Below are 17,008 nucleotides of genomic sequence, written 5' to 3' on the forward strand. Positions count from 1 at the left end.
TAATCCCTTTGCTATGAGGCTCATACAGTGCCAAGCTCTATTATCTATCCATCGTTGATGTTAATGGCTGGTATCGGTATACCGGTGATGGCTACCCTGAATAGTAGCCTTGGCGTCAAACTCGGCAGTTCCGCACTTGCAACTACAGTTTTATTTTTTGTTGGACTGCTTATCTCTGTAATATACCTGCTAAAGACCGAAGGATTTAACGCGAGTATTTTTCAGAAAGAAATCTCGTGGTATTTGTACCTTGGTGGAATTTTAGTCGCTTTTTATATTCTTAGCGTGACCTGGGTATCGCCCAAGTTCGGCGTTGGCAACACGATATCCTTTGTCCTTCTCGGGCAACTTATTGCCATTGCCGCCATTGATCACTTTGGCCTGCTTGGCGCCCAACAAAACAGCCTGGATATTAAGCGTCTTATTGGCTTGGCTATGATGATAATTGGTGTTTTATTTGTTGTTAAACGCAATAGTTGAAGATAGACAGGAGAATTTGAGTGAGTAAATTATTTGTAATGGCAAAAGTCAGTATACTTTCACACCATACCCAGCAAGCTGTAGAATTATTGAAAACTCTGGCCGAAGACTCGGAAAGGGAGAGTGGCTGCCTGAGCTATCAAATCCTACCATCCCGGGAAGAGGACAACACCTTTATTACCCTTGAGGTGTGGGAATCTGCGAAAAGTGAGCAGCAACATTGGGACATGGCACATTTAAAAAATACACTGGGAAAATTACAACCTCTGCTCGCTGAAGCACCTAGGATTGAAAAATACAGTGACGCGCTAAAGAATAAATAAGATTTTTAGGCTAATTATTTCTTATTTATAGAATAAGGAAAATCCAACACGGTTACTATTTATAAGAATTAGATAACCTCTCAATAAGTACACGATAAAATCTCCCTCTCCTGTTCCTTGAGAACATCTTTAATATCTTGCAGAAAAACAGGAGAGGAGAGCGTTTTAACACCTCTAGTTAACCATATCCAAGCTTTACTCAAGTAATTCCGACCAACGTATACGCTCAGCGCGGTATATGGTTGTATCGCTGACTTTTAACTGCCAAGTAACCTCCGGTATCTCATCCTGAGTAACCTCCACTAGATAAGCATTCCGATCACTACCCGTACTGATATCCGATGGACCACCCGCGCACAACAGTATATTTCCACCGGGAAGCTCATCCACATCCCCCAGGGACTGGGTATATTTAGGGGCAACGAACTCCCAGGTTTGCTCAGCCGTCATAGACGCCTTATTTAGTTTAAATTTAACCGCGCGACTATTGTAAATATTGCCACTCAACTCAGATTCATTTCTATTATCATAAATCAGTATTTCATCACTGCCGGTCAACATAGCCGCATGCTGGGAGGCCATCCAGTTACCGCTATCCAAAGTAAAGAATTTATCTGCCAAACCAGCGGTAACATCGATATCCCTTCCCATAACCCAATTCACATCGCCGCTCAGATGATCAATATTGACTACCCAGCTTTGGGAGCGGCTCGAGAGCAGAATAGACTTATTCTCAGGGATGTAATAGAGGGCATTGGAATGAGTCCAGTCAAGCGCCCCGTTAGACAAAATCCTGTTAGCCAACGCACCAGGAAAACGATCTGTATCCATGTGGTCAAATGCGGACCATTCCCAAACCGTATTTCCACTTGTGTCAATTTCTATAATCGCATCGCCCTGCAGAAAGTTTCCAGCGAAGAATCCCGTCTCATTGATTAAGACCAGTAAGTTTCCGTTTTCAAGAAGCTGCACATCGTGGTGATAAGCGGGTAAAGCGAAAGTGGACAGTATCTCTCCTGTATAAGAGATAATTCTCGCTTCCCCATCAAGCAACAAGAGCAGGCGCCCATCGTGTAAATTTCTCGCTACCGGCGCACCTGACAATGGCACATTTCCATGTAGATACCAGACAAGCTCCCCCGCCTCATCGAACCCGTAGAAGGTGCTATCCCGATCTGCAGATGGTGCAAAAATAGTAATCCCGCCCTCACTGCTTGCCGTTTGATTTAGAAGCTCTACTCTCGGCACGCCCGTGGGTTGCGGCCCCGTTTTAAATTCCACCACCTCACTGCGTACCCTTTCACCAGTCTCCAGAAGAGCGACTGCGGTAAATCGGTAAGTCGTATCGGCCCGCAAGCCTACGACCGTCATTTCGTGATCTGTTGCAAGCTCACTGTAGCCCGTACGCTGCTGGTCGGTATTCGTAGATTTAAATCTGATAGCCACCCTTGCATTATCAGAAGTAATTACGCTGGCGTTAACCATTAAAGTATTTTCAGGATGGGTATTGAGTGTTAACTGAACAGTAATACCTTCCTGGCCATAGGTCATCACACTCCCCACCACAAAAAACAGGAAGAAAAATATTTCAAGAACAGCCAAATGGCTAAATTTATTCATTGCAATCCTCACTGAAGATTTCGAACAGCATTGTTAAATGGCGCGATACCAGTGTGGTTTAGGAGACACAAATTTTCTCAATATCTTGTAATAAACTGTAATGGATAGTTATTGACTAAGATCTTTGAATGTTGGAAAATCCGCCAAAATTGAGAGCTGGTACATAAATACCAGTTTTTAAAAGAAATGACTGAGGCAAGCCTCACTCTGCGGGTACTAGCTCCCCCCTGGCCCTCTCAAATTTAAGCCCATTATGTGGCATTTTTACAATGATTTAAGGATATCCTTTGAAAAGATTTATTCTGGCCTCCGCTATCGCTTTCTCAGCATCCAACACTACGGCAATGGAAAATAGCTTCTATCTAAAATCCTCCTATGGAAAGGTAGATACAGATATCTCCGCGCAAGAAGCACGAGACACGTTTGGGACAAAACTCTCCGATCCTAACGGCTGGTCTTTCACACTGGGATACCGCCTAAACAATTTTTTTGCGGTTGAGGGCGGTTATGCTGATCTGGGCGAGGCAGAAGCAAAAGACAGTCAAAATGTCTTCATCCCTGATAGCTACGGAACTTACTATTTCGACTCTAGTTACAAGGCTACCATTGACGCCCAAACTAAAATGTTAGGCGTATTCCTCTCCACCGACACCAGTAAAACTTTTTATGCCGGTCTACGTGCTGGATATCAAGTATGGGATGCCGAATTAAAGCAAAGTGGAAGCTTCAGTGAACGCTTTGAATGGAATGATGAGTTCGACCAAGTGGCAGATGATTTATATTATCAGGGAGATTTCTCTAATAATGAGACCACTGATGGCACCGACCTCTACTACGGTGTTTCCGCTGGCTGGAACTACAACAACTGGAGTCTCAGCCTGGAGCACACTATTTTCGAAATGGATGACAGAAAGCCCAGTCTTTCCTCCCTGGCACTGACATACAACTTCTAAAGAAATCCGTTGTATAATTTTTCTCAGCAGCCAATCCGGCTGCTGAATTTTTCCTCTAAAAAATCACGGTAAAGCTACTTAGCTCCCGCAAACAGAACCTCAAACCAACGCAAATCCTCCGGCCCCAACTGAGCCCTCTTGGCCAGTTTCTTATCCAGATAAACATCCTTATAGACATGGTAAACTGCCCGCTCAGTCAGCTCGCGCCAGCGTTCACTATCCAACTCAGGAATTGAGCCATCGGCCAAATTGGGATCGGTCAATGGGTCGTGCTGAGTTTCAGTAGTTCTCAGTGCTAGTTCCAACTCCTGGAGAATCGGGTTGGTCACTTTCAGGGTATTGGCCTCTGAGAATTGTCTCGCTACATCCTCCTCCGCCTGACGAAGCATTTTCTTACTCTGCAGCTCCGATAATTTTTCTCCGGCTGGGCGCAAGCCGAACTTATTGACCAGGCCACTCACACCGGGCAGTACCGCCTTGGCTACCAGGCCGGCGCCGATGAGGGGATTAAACACCGCAGCGACACCCCCAACCAGCAACATGCCAAGAGTGAGCTTTCTATCGAGACTATCGATATCATCCGCAAGCCTTTCCAGAGAGCTCTTATTGGAGTTATTTCTCTCCAGAGATAACTCTACCGCACTCTCCACCATAAACTTACGCAAACTCCCCTCATAATGCGTATTGGGAAAATGAAAAACTCTGCGCTTGGGCAGATCATTCACCTCGGGGGCATCATCGGGTAAGCAGCGCATGGTATAGAGGGTAAAACCAACCCTTGAAAGTTTGTAAGGAATAATAAAATAGTGCTTTTCATCATAGCTTTGCACAAATTGATTACTGCGCTCTGCCGAAGAAAATAACGGTAGTCCGGCAACCACCTCTTGAAAAATTTTTAAACTACGGGTGATGTCTGTGGGCACTTTACGGGAAAGATCAGCCAGGTTCTTCCTGCCTTTATCGAAATAATCCTTCATATAGTCTTATTCACTGGTAAAAGAACAAAAAGGGTCTGCCCCACTGTTCTCAATTAAATATTTCCTGATGACCAATTTAATTCCACCTATGGAATTTTCCTATTTCACTACATAAAGCTTGCCTATAGGCTCAGGCACTGAAGTACTATTCAGTGTTTTCCGTACATATCCAGGCTTCGGCTGCAGATTTTAACCTGGCTGCTACCGCTGATAGGCATCGGCTTCATAGGTATTAGGCTAAGCGAGCTCTTCGGAAAAATGTCAAAAATCGTACTCGCAACTTCGTCAGAAGGGTTGCCAATCTATTATAAATATGGGCTAGTATACCTTACCGCCAGTTTGGATTACTTGAGGACCTGTAATTCTAGTCTCAGAAGCTATTTACCAGTGAGGGATCTTCCTAACCGTTCAATTTATACCCCAAAATCTCCAGCTGCACACTCGTCTGTCGGGGAGCCCTATGGCAATAAGTACTCCATATTTTACACCCTGATCGCTGGTGTTATTCACTGAGACCGCGAAAATATAAACACTGTAAGCCCAAATATCCTGCCTGTTAAGAGTAACGCTTTCGACCCCCTGGATTGTTCCGTTTGGAAACCTGGCTGGTACTAACCATTCGATTACCAACACATGAGCAACCACCCTGATGGCTTTCAAATTAATAACCAGTAACTCACTTATTCCTTTTTGATGTGACCGGCCTACACCAGCGACCTTACCATCCCATGGACCTGCAATGGTGAAAACCTTTGCTAACGCTTCCCGCAGCCGAGGCCGAGTATACGGCAATCTGCTTTGGGGAAATCTTCAACCTGCGTTGTGCCCTCTTTTATTAGGTGCACAAGGATTGTTGCACCCGGCAGGCAAAGGTTGAAATCAAAATTCACGGTTGTTTACACGGACCACTGGCACTAGAGAGGTGTGTAATGCATAGCCGACCTTCGCTGCAAAATCATCAAACTATATCCATACAACAGAAACTATCCCTGCCATCAGGACAGGGGAATCTTCGCAAAAAAGCTTCATTCGCTGCTGCAGTAATGATAGTGGGTTCAGCAATCCTTGCCCCATTAGCATTCGCAGTGGATTACTCCAACCCCAACTCCCGTCAAGGCCCACTATACGTCGCTCAACAGAACCATGGAGGGCAATATGACAGACATTCCAGATACAACAGGGAATACAGGGGACATTCGAGATACAGCAGAAATCAAAGGGCGAATTCACGATACGGCAGGTACCAAAGGGAACAACCTCGGTATGGTCGACATATGTGGTTTAAAGCTCACGTGCAGGGAACACCTCGCATAGTGATCGACCTCAGCGACCAAATGGCCTACTTCTATAAAGGTGGACGCCTGGCCGGTATGTCCCCGGTTTCTACCGGTAAAGCCGGGCATCGCACTCCGACAGGAAATTTCCGTATTTCCGAGAAGAAATACAGCCATCGCTCAAACCTCTACGGTCATTATGTGAGCCGTCGCGGTTATGTGCTGCGCAGTAATGTGGATGTACGCCGCCACCGCAAGCCTGCGGGGTCTCGATTCCGCGGAGCGTCCATGGATTATATGATGCGAATTAATGGCCCGGTCACCATGCACGCCGGTTATGTGCCCGGCTACCCAGCCTCTCATGGCTGTATCCGTATTCCCTGGCATATGGCGAAGGTCTTTTATCGTCATGCCAGAGTCGGAACGCGGGTATCTGTGGTGCCTTAATGAATACTGGGGTGACGGAAAGAAAGGCGGACTTTTCAGTCCGCCTTTCTTATTTATTATGAGGTCTCAACCCTATTCCGCGAAGCAATATCCATACGGGTAAAATAATCGTGGGCCGCGCGGTTAACGTATCTTGCCAGGAGTAAAGTGGAAATCATGGTGGGCACAGCCATCACCGCGTACATACCAATTATGATGCTGTTTACCGCATTCAGAGAGGCCACTGCACCCAACACAATCAGCACCATATAAATTCCGGTATACAGCCCCTGCCAGCGGCCACCGAAAAGAAATACATAGCACTTCATGCCGTAGTACCAGCAGGTAACGATAGTGCTAAAAGCCAGGGGGAAAACCATAATCAGCAGCAGAATAGGCCCCATTGAACCGAACACCTGAGAAAATGCCTGCGCAGTCAAAGTCACTCCTGCCACGCCCTCACCCTGTTGCCAGGCCCCAGTGAGTAATATCACCAGGGCAGTACAGGTGCAGATCAATAGGGTATCGACGATGGGTCCCAGCATAGCGACCACCCCTTCACGCACCGGCTCGCGGGTTTTCGCCGCACCGTGCGCCAATGACTCGGTACCAATCCCCGCTTCATTGGAAAATGCACCCCGGCTCACGCCAATGGTGATCACTGTGCCCAGGGCGCCCCCGGCAATAGCCTGTCCACTGAACGCATCGGTAAAAATCAGCATAAATGCCGCGGGTACCTGCTCCCAAAAACTGCCTATCACGATCAAAGTCATAACCAGGTAGAACAACACCATTCCCGGCACTATACGCGCGGAGAATTTACCGATGCGCTGGATGCGCCCGGCAATCACATACGCGGAGGCGATTGCGATCAATAAGCCAATGGCGAAATCAAACACCAATGAGCCGCCCGGAGCCACCCAGCCCAGAGGCTCGGCAAAAGATTCACGCAGTAGCTGGGTTGTCTGATTAGACTGGAACACCGGCAACATGCCACAGAGCCCCGCTACCGCAAACAGCATCGCCAACGGCATCCAGCGTTTCCCCAAGCCCTCACGAATCACATACATGGGGCCGCCCTGCAGCTCCCCATTGGCATCGTGACCGCGGTACATCACCGCCAGAGTCGCGGTATAAAACTTGGTAGCCACCCCCACCAGAGCCGTGACCCACATCCAGAAAATCGCTCCGGGACCACCGGCGGTAATGGCGATGGCCACACCGGCGATATTCCCCAAGCCCAGTGTGCCGGAGAGCGCGGTAGAGAGCGCCTGACTGTGGTTGACCTGGCCCGGATCATTCGGGTCATCATAGCGACCGCTCAACAAGCCAATACTATGACCGAGGTGGCGATATGGACGGCCGCGGGAATAAATCAACAGCGCCAGGCCCCCGCCAACCAGCAGTACTAACAGGGGCGGCCCCCAGACAAAACTGGCAAAGGCCTGCAGGGCCCGATCAATGGCATCGAAAAAAGACATAAGCATTGGTTTTCACTGTGAGAGACCGCCAGTCTAGGTAGGCGGATACCGGGCTGTCAAAGCGCGCGAACTTCTTAGAGGGCCGGTCAATATTTAAAGAGCATAAACAGCAATAAAAAAGCCCCTATCAGAGGGGCTTTATACGCTGGGTGCCGGTTTTACTTTCAGAACACCGTGCCGGTCTCTAACTCGGGTTCTGCCTCAGCACTCTCTCGGACAAAAAACACCGAAAACGCCCCAAGCAGCATGCTCACTCCGGCCAGTACAATAATATAAATTGCCTGATTATCGAAAACGGACTTCAGGATCAACCCTGCTAACAGCGCAGAAATTATCTGTGGCGCAGCAATGGTGAAATTAAAGATACCCATATACACCCCGGTCTTATCCGCCGGTAATGCGTCGGACAGAATCGCATAGGGCATCGCCAGAATTGCAGCCCAGGCAATACCCACTCCCACCATTGGCAACAGCAGACCCAGGGCACCGCTGGGTACGGAGACCTCAGTAATCAACAAGTTCACCTGGGTAGGCTCGCCCCCCTGGAACAGCAGGAAACTGATATACCCCAAACCGCCCAGTGCCAGCGACAGGGCATAGATCAGCTTGCGCCCTATCACCTGGGCCAAGCGCGCCAGGGCAATGGAAAAAATCGCAGCGAACAGTGAGTAGGCCGCAAAGATAATGCCCACCCAGTCACCAGCGGCACCTTTAGCCGCAGCAATATGCGCGGGAATCTCGCCGATACTGTCCAGATACGCAGAGTCAAACCACTTGGCCTCCACCCCCCAGACGTGCTGGGTGATAGCAGGAGTGGTGTAAACCCACATAATAAACAGAGCGAACCAGGAGAAGAATTGCACCAGGGCCAACTGGCGCATGGTCCGCGGCATATTCAGCATCAAACGGAAAAAACCAATCAGGCGCTGCAGCAGAGAGCCCTTTCGCTCCTGTTGCTGTTTCTGTGTATCAATCCCCTTGTAGGCATTGTACTGCTCCGGCGGATACTCTTTGGTGCGCATAACAGTCCACAGCACGCTGCCCAACAGTACCGTCGCACCAATGTAAAAGGCCCAAATCACCGAGGGCGCCACCTCACCGGCGCGGGAGGTATTCTCCAGACCAATCACATTGGTAAGGATAAACGGCAGCATCGAACCGAAGATGGCGCCGATATTAATCAGTAGGGACTGAACCGAGTAACCCAAAGTACGTTGCTCAGAGGGCACCATATCGGACACCAGCGCGCGGAATGGCTGCATGGTGACATTAAAAGCGGCATCCATCAGCGCCAACATCACACCGCCAAAAATAATAGGTGCCACGATTGCCACAACAATCCCGGCGTTGGGCATAAACGCCATGCCCAGGGCTGCAGCGATAGCACCGAAAAGGATAAAGGGGTTGCGGCGGCCGAAACGGCTCCAGGTGCGATCCGAGGCAGAACCGACGATAGGCTGCACGATCAATCCCATCAGTGGTGCCACAATCCAAAACAGGGAGAGGGAGTGAAGATCCGCGCCCAGGTCGGACAAGATCCGGCTGGCATTGGCGTTTTGCAGGGAAAAGCCGAACTGCACGCCGAGAAAGCCAAGACTAACATTCCACACCTGCCAGAAAGGCAGGCGCGGCTGCTGAACAGTACTGGTCTCTAATTGGCTCATAAGGTCACCGCATCTCTCGTTATGCTTATTCTGTCATTCTGACACGCCCACCACAGCCCACATCCTCCCCCAACGGGGGGGATGCGGGTCAGAACCAGCCCTTTAGGATAAACTCAGGCCCATGCGTTCGCGCCGGGCCACCGCAAAACCATCAAGCCCAAACAAGCAACTGAAGTCCTGCGCGATGATCCTAAAATTCCCACTCCTGCGTCTGCTGTGCCTTGCCACTGCGCTCTGCCTGAGCACGCAAGCCCTGGCCTCAGAACAACGCACATACCGCGACCACACAATGAGCGAAGACTCACTAACTGTACAGACGAGTGAAGGCGAGGTCACCATCACCCCGGTAGGCCCCTCAGCACTATCGGTACTCTATCGTCGCAAAGGCCTGAAGCAATTGCCCTCCTTTGCCCTAGCGCCGCAGAATACCCAGCAGACAAAGGCCAAGCTCGAACAGCAGGGGGATAAGCTGGTTTACACTACCGGTTCACTCAGTGCTGTCATCCACAAGTCCCCCTTCCGCATTGAATACCTGCGCGGAGCAGAGCAAATCCTGAGCGAGGAGAGCGGCTTCTTCGCCACCGAAACGATGCGCGGCTTCCGCTTTGCCCTGTCGCCCGAGGAAAAACTGCTGGGCGGTGGCGAGCGGGTACTGGGTATGGATCGCCGCGGTCAACGCCTACCGCTCTATAACCGCGCTCATTACGGCTACACCACCGAATCCAACCAAATGTATTTCTCCCTGCCGGCCATATTGTCCAGCAACAAATACATTCTACTGTTCGACAACTCTGCCACCGGCACTCTGGACCTGGGCACCAGTGAAGAGGACATACTGCAGTTTGAAGCTGTGGCCGGGCGCACCGCCTATATCGTGGTGGCCGGCGAGACTTATCCACAGCTGCTGGAAAACTATGTGACCACCACCGGCAAGCAGCCCCTACCCCCACGCTGGGCCCTGGGTAACTTTGCCTCCCGCTTTGGCTACCACAGTGAGGCCGAAGTGCGCGCGACGGTGGACAAATATGCTGAAGAAGACTTCCCCCTCGATGCCTTAGTGTTAGACCTCTACTGGTTCGGCCCAGATATCAAAGGCCATATGGGCAACTTGGCCTGGGATAGAGAAGCCTTCCCCGAGCCAGAGAAGATGATGGCCGACCTGAAAGCCCGTGGTATCAACACTATCCTGGTGACCGAGCCTTTTGTCCTCTCCACCTCCGAACGCTGGCAGGAAGCCGTAGTGAATAATGCCCTGGCCAAAAACCTGGCCGGAGAACCGAAGCGTTTTGATTTTTATTTTGGCAATACCGGCCTGATCGATGTCTTCTCCGAAGACGGGCGCGATTGGTTCTGGAATATTTACGACGGGTTATTGGAACAGGGAGTAGCCGGCTGGTGGGGCGATTTGGGTGAACCGGAAGTTCACCCCTCTGATACCGTTCACGCAATCGGCATGGCCGATGAAATCCACAACGCCTTCGGCCACGCCTGGGCGCAATTACTGCACGAACGCCAAACCGCAAAACAACCGGAGCGCCGCCCCTTTATTATGATGCGCGCCGGTTTTGCCGGCTCCCAGCGCTACGGCATGATCCCCTGGACCGGCGACGTAGCACGCGAATGGGGCGGTCTGCAACCTCAGGTGGAACTGGCTCTGAGTATGGGTCTGCTCGGCTTTGGCTATACCCATTCAGACCTCGGTGGCTTTGCCGGCGGTGAGGAATTCAATCGCGAGCTCTATATTCGCTGGTTGCAATACGGCGTATTCCAACCGGTTTACCGCCCTCACGCCCAGGAGCATATTGCCTCAGAACCGGTTTTTCACGATCGCCGCACCCGCGATATCCTGCGCGAGTATGTAAAACTGCGCTATCGCCTGCTGCCCTACAACTACACCCTCGCCTTCGAAAACAGCCAGACCGGCCTGCCGCTGATGCGTCCACTTTTTTTTGAAAACGAAAGTGACCTGTCCCTACTGGACTACAAGGATGCCTACTTATGGGGTATGGATTTCCTCGTCGCACCAGTAGTAGAGGAAGATCTGGATGAAGTCGCGATAAAACTACCCGGCGGTATCTGGTTCGATTACTGGACTGATGAACAACATTCTGGCGACCAGACCCTGGTAGAAGTGGACCTGAAAACCATTCCTGTACTGGTGCGGGCCGGCGCCATTATTCCCACCATTGACGATATCCACAGCAGCCGTGATTACTCCAGTAAAAACCTGACCCTGGACTACTATGCCCACCCATCAGCAGCAAAGTCCGAGCGCTATGTGTATGAGGATGATGGTGCCACCGCGCAGGCCTTTGAAAAAGGTCAATACGAGAAACTGCATTTTTTCGCTGAAAACAAACAGCGGGGTTTAACCTTTACCTTTAGACGTGAAGGCGAGGGTTATACCGGTATGCCGGAATCCCGCAGGGTCACTTTAAAAATTCACAACTGGCAGCAGGAACCATCGCAACTGGATATTACCGGCGAACCCCTGCCTATTTTCGACAGTGAAAAAGACTTTACTCAGGCTAACCGTGGGGCCTGGTACCACGAGCGCAAGCAGCAACTGCTAGTGAAATTTAACTGGTCTAAAGAGCCGCTGGATTTATTGCTCACAAATCCATAATCCAGCAGCCTGCTTATCACTGACTAAGAAATTTAAAGTTACCAGGAAACCATGAAGAAGTTACATTCCCTGTTTATTGCCAAACTCTTTTCGGCTTCCCTCTTGAGCGCTGCTCTATTTAGCGCTGGGGGCTGCGGACAGGAAAAAAATCCGAAAGAGATAACACCCTATCAAGAAACCGCCGGAGAAAAAGCGGTTATCTACCAGGTGTTACCGCGTCTGTTTGGCAACACTAATAGCACGAACAAACCCTGGGGCACACTCGAAGAAAATGGTGTGGGTAAGTTCTCCGACTTTACCCCAAAAGCACTGAGTGAAATTCATGCCCTGGGCGCCACCCATATCTGGTTTACTGGCGCCCTGCACCACGCACTCGTTGGCGACTATACCGAATATGGAATCAGTCACGACGACCCAGACGTGGTCAAGGGCCGCGCCGGTTCCCCCTACGCCATCAAGGATTACTACAGCGTAAACCCGGACCTGGCCGATAATCCCGCAGAGCGCTTGCAGGAGTTCCGGGCACTAGTGGCCCGCAGCCACGAGGCCGACCTGAAAGTGATTATTGATATAGTGCCTAACCATGTAGCCCGCGCCTATCACTCCCTGCACAAACCCCAAGGCGTGCAGGATTTTGGAGCCGAGGACAATACCCTGGTCACCTACGCCCGCAACAACAATTTTTACTATGCAGTGGGTGAAGACTTTCGCGTGCCCGTTACGGAGAAAGGCTACCAACCTCTTAATGGCGAAGCCAACGATCTTGTCGATGGGCAGTTTACCGAGAGCCCAGCCAAATGGACCGGTAATGGTGCACGCAGCGCTCAACCGGCCATGCACGACTGGTATGAGACGGTAAAAATTAATTTTGGCGTTCGCCCCGACGGCAGTAATCATTTTTCCGAATTACCCCAGGAATATGCTGAGCTTGACTACCGCGCCCACGCCCAATTTTGGGCGAACAAGGAAGTACCGAATACCTGGAAAAAATTCCGCGATATTGCCCACTACTGGCTGGATTTTGGCGTAGATGGATTCCGCTACGATATGGCCGGCATGGTCCCCGTGGAATTTTGGAGTTATTTGAACTCCTCAATCAAAATGCGTAATCCCGACACGCTGCTACTCGCCGAAATCTATACTCCAGAGCGCTACCGTGATTACCTGCGTCTGGGGAAAATGGATTACCTCTATGATAAAGTCGGCACCTACGATGCGATTCGCGCGGTCATAGAGAACAAGGGCAGTACAGATAAAATCGCAGAGGTACAGGCGAGCCTGGTAGATATTTCCTCTTATATGCTGCGCTTTATGGAAAACCACGACGAACAGCGTATTGCCAGCCCACAATTTGCCGGCAACCCAGAAGCGGGCAAACCCGCAATGCTGGTGTCTGCCGCACTCTCTCCAGCCCCTACACTGGTGTACTTTGGCCAGGCGTTAGGAGAACCCGCCAAAGAAAATGCCGGTTTTGGTAAAGCCAGCTGCACCACCATTTTCGACTACTGGTCAGTACCCAGCGTGCGCCGCTGGAACAATGGGGGCACTTTTGACACCGCTCTGCTAACAGAAAATGAAAAGGAATTACGCCGCTTCTACCAGCGTCTGCTCAACTTCTCCAAACAGAGCCCGGCCCTGCGTGGCGAGTATCTGGACTTGCATAGCTACAACCGCAAGCAAGGTACAGGCTATGGAGAAAAACAATTTGCTTTTGCGCGCTGGGATAAAACGGAAAAACTCTTAGTCGTTGCAAATTTTGATCAAGAGAACACCGAGTTCGAATTATTTATCCCCAGTGAGTTACTTAAGCAGTGGGCACTAAAAGACGGTAGCTATCGATTGAAGGGGCAGATCGGAGGCGCAGAGCAGCAACTGATTATCCACAATGGCCTGGGGCGAATAAAACTCAACCTGCTTCCCTTTGAGAGTCACCTCTTCAGGCTTGAACATTGACCATCGAATGAAACTATCTAATACAGAAAACCCGGCTTACAGCCAGGTTTTCTGTTTCAACATCAGTTAATTATCTACTGGGCGATTAAACGATACGTCATCGTCTGATCATTTACCTGCACTGTGTAGCTGCCTACAACAGAAGTGTAAATATCAGAACCACCCTGCTCAAGATGAGCATCGGCATTGTTATCACCATAGTTCTCACTCCAATCGCCGGTAACATCAAATTTAAAACGCTGTTGGGATTGGCCATCAAAGTTAACCTGAACTTCCCAAACATTATCCGATACCAGTTGCATGGGCACGGTGCCCCAATGGTTCGGTGTCCCACGGAAATACAATGAGGCAAAATTGGCAGCGTGGCCGCCGCAGTCTGCGCAGGTCAGGATATAGCTGAGTGTTTTATCGTTCACCTCAACGATATAAGTACCAACCACATTGGTGTAAATATCGTTACCACCCGACTCAAGAATGCCGTCGGCGTTATTGTCCCCGTAGTTCTCGCTCCAGTCAGTACCCACATCAAACTTGAAGCGCTGATTATGGCTCCCATCAAACATCACCGTAGTACGCCAAATATTATCGTCTATCTGAGTCATCGCCTGAGTAGCCCAATTATTGGCAGTACCGCGGAAGTAAAGGCTGGGGAAGCCAGGGTCGGTGCAATCGTTACAGGGTGTCGCCAACTGTCCACCATGGATCGCCGCAGCAGAGTTGGCAGGCACATTAAAGGTCGCGTAACCGTTGCTCTCTACGCTAATCACATCACCACCGCACTCATTATCGCCAGCCAGTACATTGCAGTAGTCGCCCGCGGGCAAGCCGGTGTAGAGCATTTGGCTTATGGGGTCACTCTCATTATTGATCACCACAAAGCCTTTATTCCCACGACCAAAGGCAATCTGGTTATTGCCATTGTCCCACCAGTTATCCATAGAAGTGCCGTGGGTATAGTTACGGAAGCCCACCATATTGGCAATATTACCCCAGCGATGTTGACAGACCCACTCACTGTTCTGGCAATTATTGGGACCATTACTGGGAGGACCCATATCGGTATTGGAAAAATCATATCCCGACATTACCTTGGGATAGCCATAAGGATGTGCCAGCATAAAAACATTGGCCAGATTGTATTTGGCCCCTTCGTGATAGGTTAGATTCCCACCACCGCCGTGGCCCCGCTCGCGGTCGTGGTTATCGATAAAATGCACAGCATCGCCAGAGGAGAGCAGCCCCCAGCTCTCACCAATAGTGGCAAGATTTTTAATCTGACCATTAAAGTTACTAGCCACATCGGTGCCATACTTGAATTCGGTGACACGGCCTAGGAAGGTATAATTGTATGGCTGAATTTCCGAAGCCTCGCCGGCAGCGCCAATAACCTCAGAGAAGACCCAGGGATTGCCAGCTTGATTCACAATAGCCTGCAAATCGCCGGGGGACATATGCTTGACCGCATCAATACGGAAACCATCAATTCCCATGCCTTTTAATTTACTCAGGTAACCGGCTAGTTTCCCTTGCACATAGCCAGAACCGGTATCCAAATCCGGTAAACCACTCAAACGACAACTCCACACATGATTGGCATCATTGTAGTTATTGATGGTGCAATCGGAGTGATAATCGTTAGAAGAAAACTCCGGATGGTCCAGTAATGTCCACTGGGTACCTCCCCAACCGGTGCCGCCACCATTCCAGGCCGCTGTGTGGTTAATCACCGCATCGGCATAAACTTTCACACCCGCTGCGTGGCAACGGTTGACCATGCTTTGCAGTTCCTGCTCGGTGCCACTGCGGCTGGTAAGGTTCGTATAGGTCACTGGCTGATAACGAGCCCACCAGGTGGAGTGGCTGATATGTTCATTGGGTGGTGATATTTGCACCGCATCGAAGCCCTTGGGGCCGAGAAAGTTCTCACACTCGCTGGCAATATCATTCCAGCTCCACTCAAATAAATGGACAAAAGCGGTACCGGCATTAACGTTGGCACTAGATAGTGTACCAAGCACAAGGCCAGTACTGGCCAATAGCCTTTTTAGGGGAAAGGGGTTGTTCATTATTGCTTTCTCTTAGTCATCTTTTCGCTGTTATTGTTTAAGTATCAGGCCTCTTAACCCGCAAGCACACAAGCCGTTGATCGAGGATTAAGATTTCCCGAATCTGAGCACCAGAATCGCTAATTTAGAAACAGTACCCCTAAAGGTCAGAAAAGCTTCAATACAGGAAATAAAAGAAGCCAATACCACAACAATTAACTTCAGATTCAAGTCGCTATTCACCCACAGCAACAGCTCAGCAGCTCCCCCTAATCAAGCGGATGCCTTGTATTAGTGAGTGCAAATGACTGCCAGAGAAAGGCGACCAGAGAGATCTATAAACCTAGTTATTGTTGTTATATCTAATCCGAATGCGCGCTTCTAACCCAGTGACTCCGGAACAAAGGACCACCCTCTCTGGGGTATGACCTGTAGCAGGGTAAAGAAATGGTACTAACGCACACATCCCCCTTCAGGGGGGCGTAGTGGCTTTCCCTGCAGAAATTTGAACTTAGCGTCAAGTGAAGAGATTTAGTGTTCAGAAAAACAACACACTTAAATTTAAACGACAGCCCACTGGTTACGATAAACCCATGAAACGGAAAGGGGAGAGCCCCTTTAAACATAGCTGTGCAGGGCTTGAGCCAATATCACTTTAACTTGATCATTCTCAGCCCCTGGTAGCTGGAGTAACTACAACCCTACCCCCATAAAGTCTACGAGATTCAAGCGCTATAAGTGGGTTGGCTACTAGTTAAGTCCGGCCCTCAAAATTATCTGCTCTCTATTTTCCAGACGACCCTATTCCGCTTAAAGCTAACGGTTTCAGCTCTACCCGAAGAAATCAGCCCCTGTCACGTTTGTGACCAAATTGGCCTAGAGTTTTTGTACACCGTGACTGTTATTTCTGAATCTGACGAAGTTGAAGAAAAAAGATGATTAAATTCAACATAATAGAACTTCAAGAAAATATTGGGATAGTCGTAACGATGACCACTATCCCAAATGTGACATACGTACCAAGTTTATGTAACCAATTGATTTAACTAAGTTTTGAGGAAGCTGACGTATAATTGCTTCCAGGATAGTTATCAGGATAATAGTAGTCATGATGACCACTATATAAATGTTGTACAAACCCGCTGCGCGGGAGTGGTGCCACTTTTAAATTATAAGAGGCATTTTA

The 17,008-nt window shown here is 49.7% G+C and carries 11 protein-coding genes; 6 read left to right on the forward strand and 5 right to left on the reverse strand.

The genetic code is table 11. The annotated features are described in order from the left end of the window. Positions 1–27: 27 nt before the first annotated feature. Both ACCI51_RS02065 and ACCI51_RS02070 read left to right on the forward strand, forming a co-directional pair. A complete protein-coding gene (locus ACCI51_RS02065) occupies positions 28–480 on the forward strand; it encodes a DMT family transporter (protein ID WP_371842421.1) in 453 nt (150 codons plus the stop codon). 20 nt (positions 481–500) lie between these two features. Then, a complete protein-coding gene (locus ACCI51_RS02070; RefSeq protein ID WP_371842422.1) occupies positions 501–803 on the forward strand; it encodes a putative quinol monooxygenase in 303 nt (100 codons plus the stop codon). Positions 804–998: 195 nt separating this feature from the next. Here the strand turns inward: ACCI51_RS02070 and ACCI51_RS02075 are convergent, their stop codons facing one another. Beyond that, complete coding sequence (locus ACCI51_RS02075; protein WP_299586630.1) at positions 999–2,423, reverse strand: aryl-sulfate sulfotransferase; 1,425 nt, start codon at positions 2,421–2,423, stop codon at positions 999–1,001. 287 nt (positions 2,424–2,710) lie between these two features. On the opposite strand from ACCI51_RS02075, the gene ACCI51_RS02080 reads away from it, so the two are divergent. Further along, positions 2,711–3,376: an outer membrane beta-barrel protein gene (locus ACCI51_RS02080; RefSeq protein WP_299586627.1), complete on the forward strand. Its 666-nt coding sequence runs from the start codon at positions 2,711–2,713 to the stop codon at positions 3,374–3,376. A 74-nt stretch (positions 3,377–3,450) separates the two neighbouring features. On the opposite strand, the gene ACCI51_RS02085 is transcribed toward ACCI51_RS02080, so the two are convergent. Continuing rightward, positions 3,451–4,353: a 6TM ABC transporter family protein gene (locus tag ACCI51_RS02085; protein ID WP_371842423.1), complete on the reverse strand. Its 903-nt coding sequence runs from the start codon at positions 4,351–4,353 to the stop codon at positions 3,451–3,453. A 1,274-nt stretch (positions 4,354–5,627) separates the two neighbouring features. Here ACCI51_RS02085 and ACCI51_RS02090 point away from each other — a divergent pair. Beyond that, positions 5,628–6,074: a L,D-transpeptidase family protein gene (locus tag ACCI51_RS02090; protein WP_299586620.1), complete on the forward strand. Its 447-nt coding sequence runs from the start codon at positions 5,628–5,630 to the stop codon at positions 6,072–6,074. Positions 6,075–6,130: 56 nt separating this feature from the next. Here ACCI51_RS02090 and ACCI51_RS02095 read toward each other — a convergent pair whose 3' ends face one another. Next, on the reverse strand, positions 6,131–7,534 hold the full coding sequence (locus ACCI51_RS02095) for an alanine/glycine:cation symporter family protein (protein WP_371842437.1): 1,404 nt from the start codon (positions 7,532–7,534) through the stop codon (positions 6,131–6,133). Positions 7,535–7,698: 164 nt separating this feature from the next. Next, positions 7,699–9,198, reverse strand: coding sequence for an MFS transporter (locus tag ACCI51_RS02100; protein WP_371842424.1), 1,500 nt, complete (start codon positions 9,196–9,198; stop codon positions 7,699–7,701). 121 nt (positions 9,199–9,319) lie between these two features. Between ACCI51_RS02100 and ACCI51_RS02105 the strand changes: the two genes are divergently transcribed. Next, entirely contained in the window at positions 9,320–11,824 is a 2,505-nt protein-coding gene (locus ACCI51_RS02105) for a glycoside hydrolase family 31 protein (protein ID WP_371842425.1), read from the forward strand. A gap of 51 nt (positions 11,825–11,875) precedes the next feature. Then, positions 11,876–13,777 carry an alpha-amylase family protein gene (locus ACCI51_RS02110; protein ID WP_371842426.1) on the forward strand — a complete coding sequence of 634 codons (1,902 nt, stop codon included), beginning with the start codon at positions 11,876–11,878 and terminating at the stop codon, positions 13,775–13,777. A 74-nt stretch (positions 13,778–13,851) separates the two neighbouring features. On the opposite strand, the gene ACCI51_RS02115 is transcribed toward ACCI51_RS02110, so the two are convergent. Next, positions 13,852–15,843, reverse strand: a complete 1,992-nt coding sequence (locus tag ACCI51_RS02115) for an alpha amylase C-terminal domain-containing protein (RefSeq protein WP_371842427.1) — start codon at positions 15,841–15,843, stop codon at positions 13,852–13,854. Between the last annotated feature and the right edge of the window lie 1,165 nt (positions 15,844–17,008).

Source organism: Microbulbifer echini, assembly GCF_041447225.1.
Lineage (GTDB): Bacteria > Pseudomonadota > Gammaproteobacteria > Pseudomonadales > Cellvibrionaceae > Microbulbifer > Microbulbifer echini.

Bases quoted from the DNA above. Each gene is read 5' to 3' on its own strand.
- ACCI51_RS02075 (WP_299586630.1), bottom strand. From the start codon at position 2,423: ATGAATAAATTTAGCCATTTGGCTGTTCTTGAAATATTTTTCTTCCTG.
- ACCI51_RS02085 (WP_371842423.1), bottom strand. From the start codon at position 4,353: ATGAAGGATTATTTCGATAAAGGCAGGAAGAACCTGGCTGATCTTTCC.
- ACCI51_RS02090 (WP_299586620.1), top strand. From the start codon at position 5,628: ATGTGGTTTAAAGCTCACGTGCAGGGAACACCTCGCATAGTGATCGAC.
- ACCI51_RS02095 (WP_371842437.1), bottom strand. From the start codon at position 7,534: ATGTCTTTTTTCGATGCCATTGATCGGGCCCTGCAGGCCTTTGCCAGT.
- ACCI51_RS02100 (WP_371842424.1), bottom strand. From the start codon at position 9,198: ATGAGCCAATTAGAGACCAGTACTGTTCAGCAGCCGCGCCTGCCTTTC.
- ACCI51_RS02105 (WP_371842425.1), top strand. From the start codon at position 9,320: ATGCGTTCGCGCCGGGCCACCGCAAAACCATCAAGCCCAAACAAGCAA.
- ACCI51_RS02110 (WP_371842426.1), top strand. From the start codon at position 11,876: ATGAAGAAGTTACATTCCCTGTTTATTGCCAAACTCTTTTCGGCTTCC.
- ACCI51_RS02115 (WP_371842427.1), bottom strand. From the start codon at position 15,843: ATGAACAACCCCTTTCCCCTAAAAAGGCTATTGGCCAGTACTGGCCTT.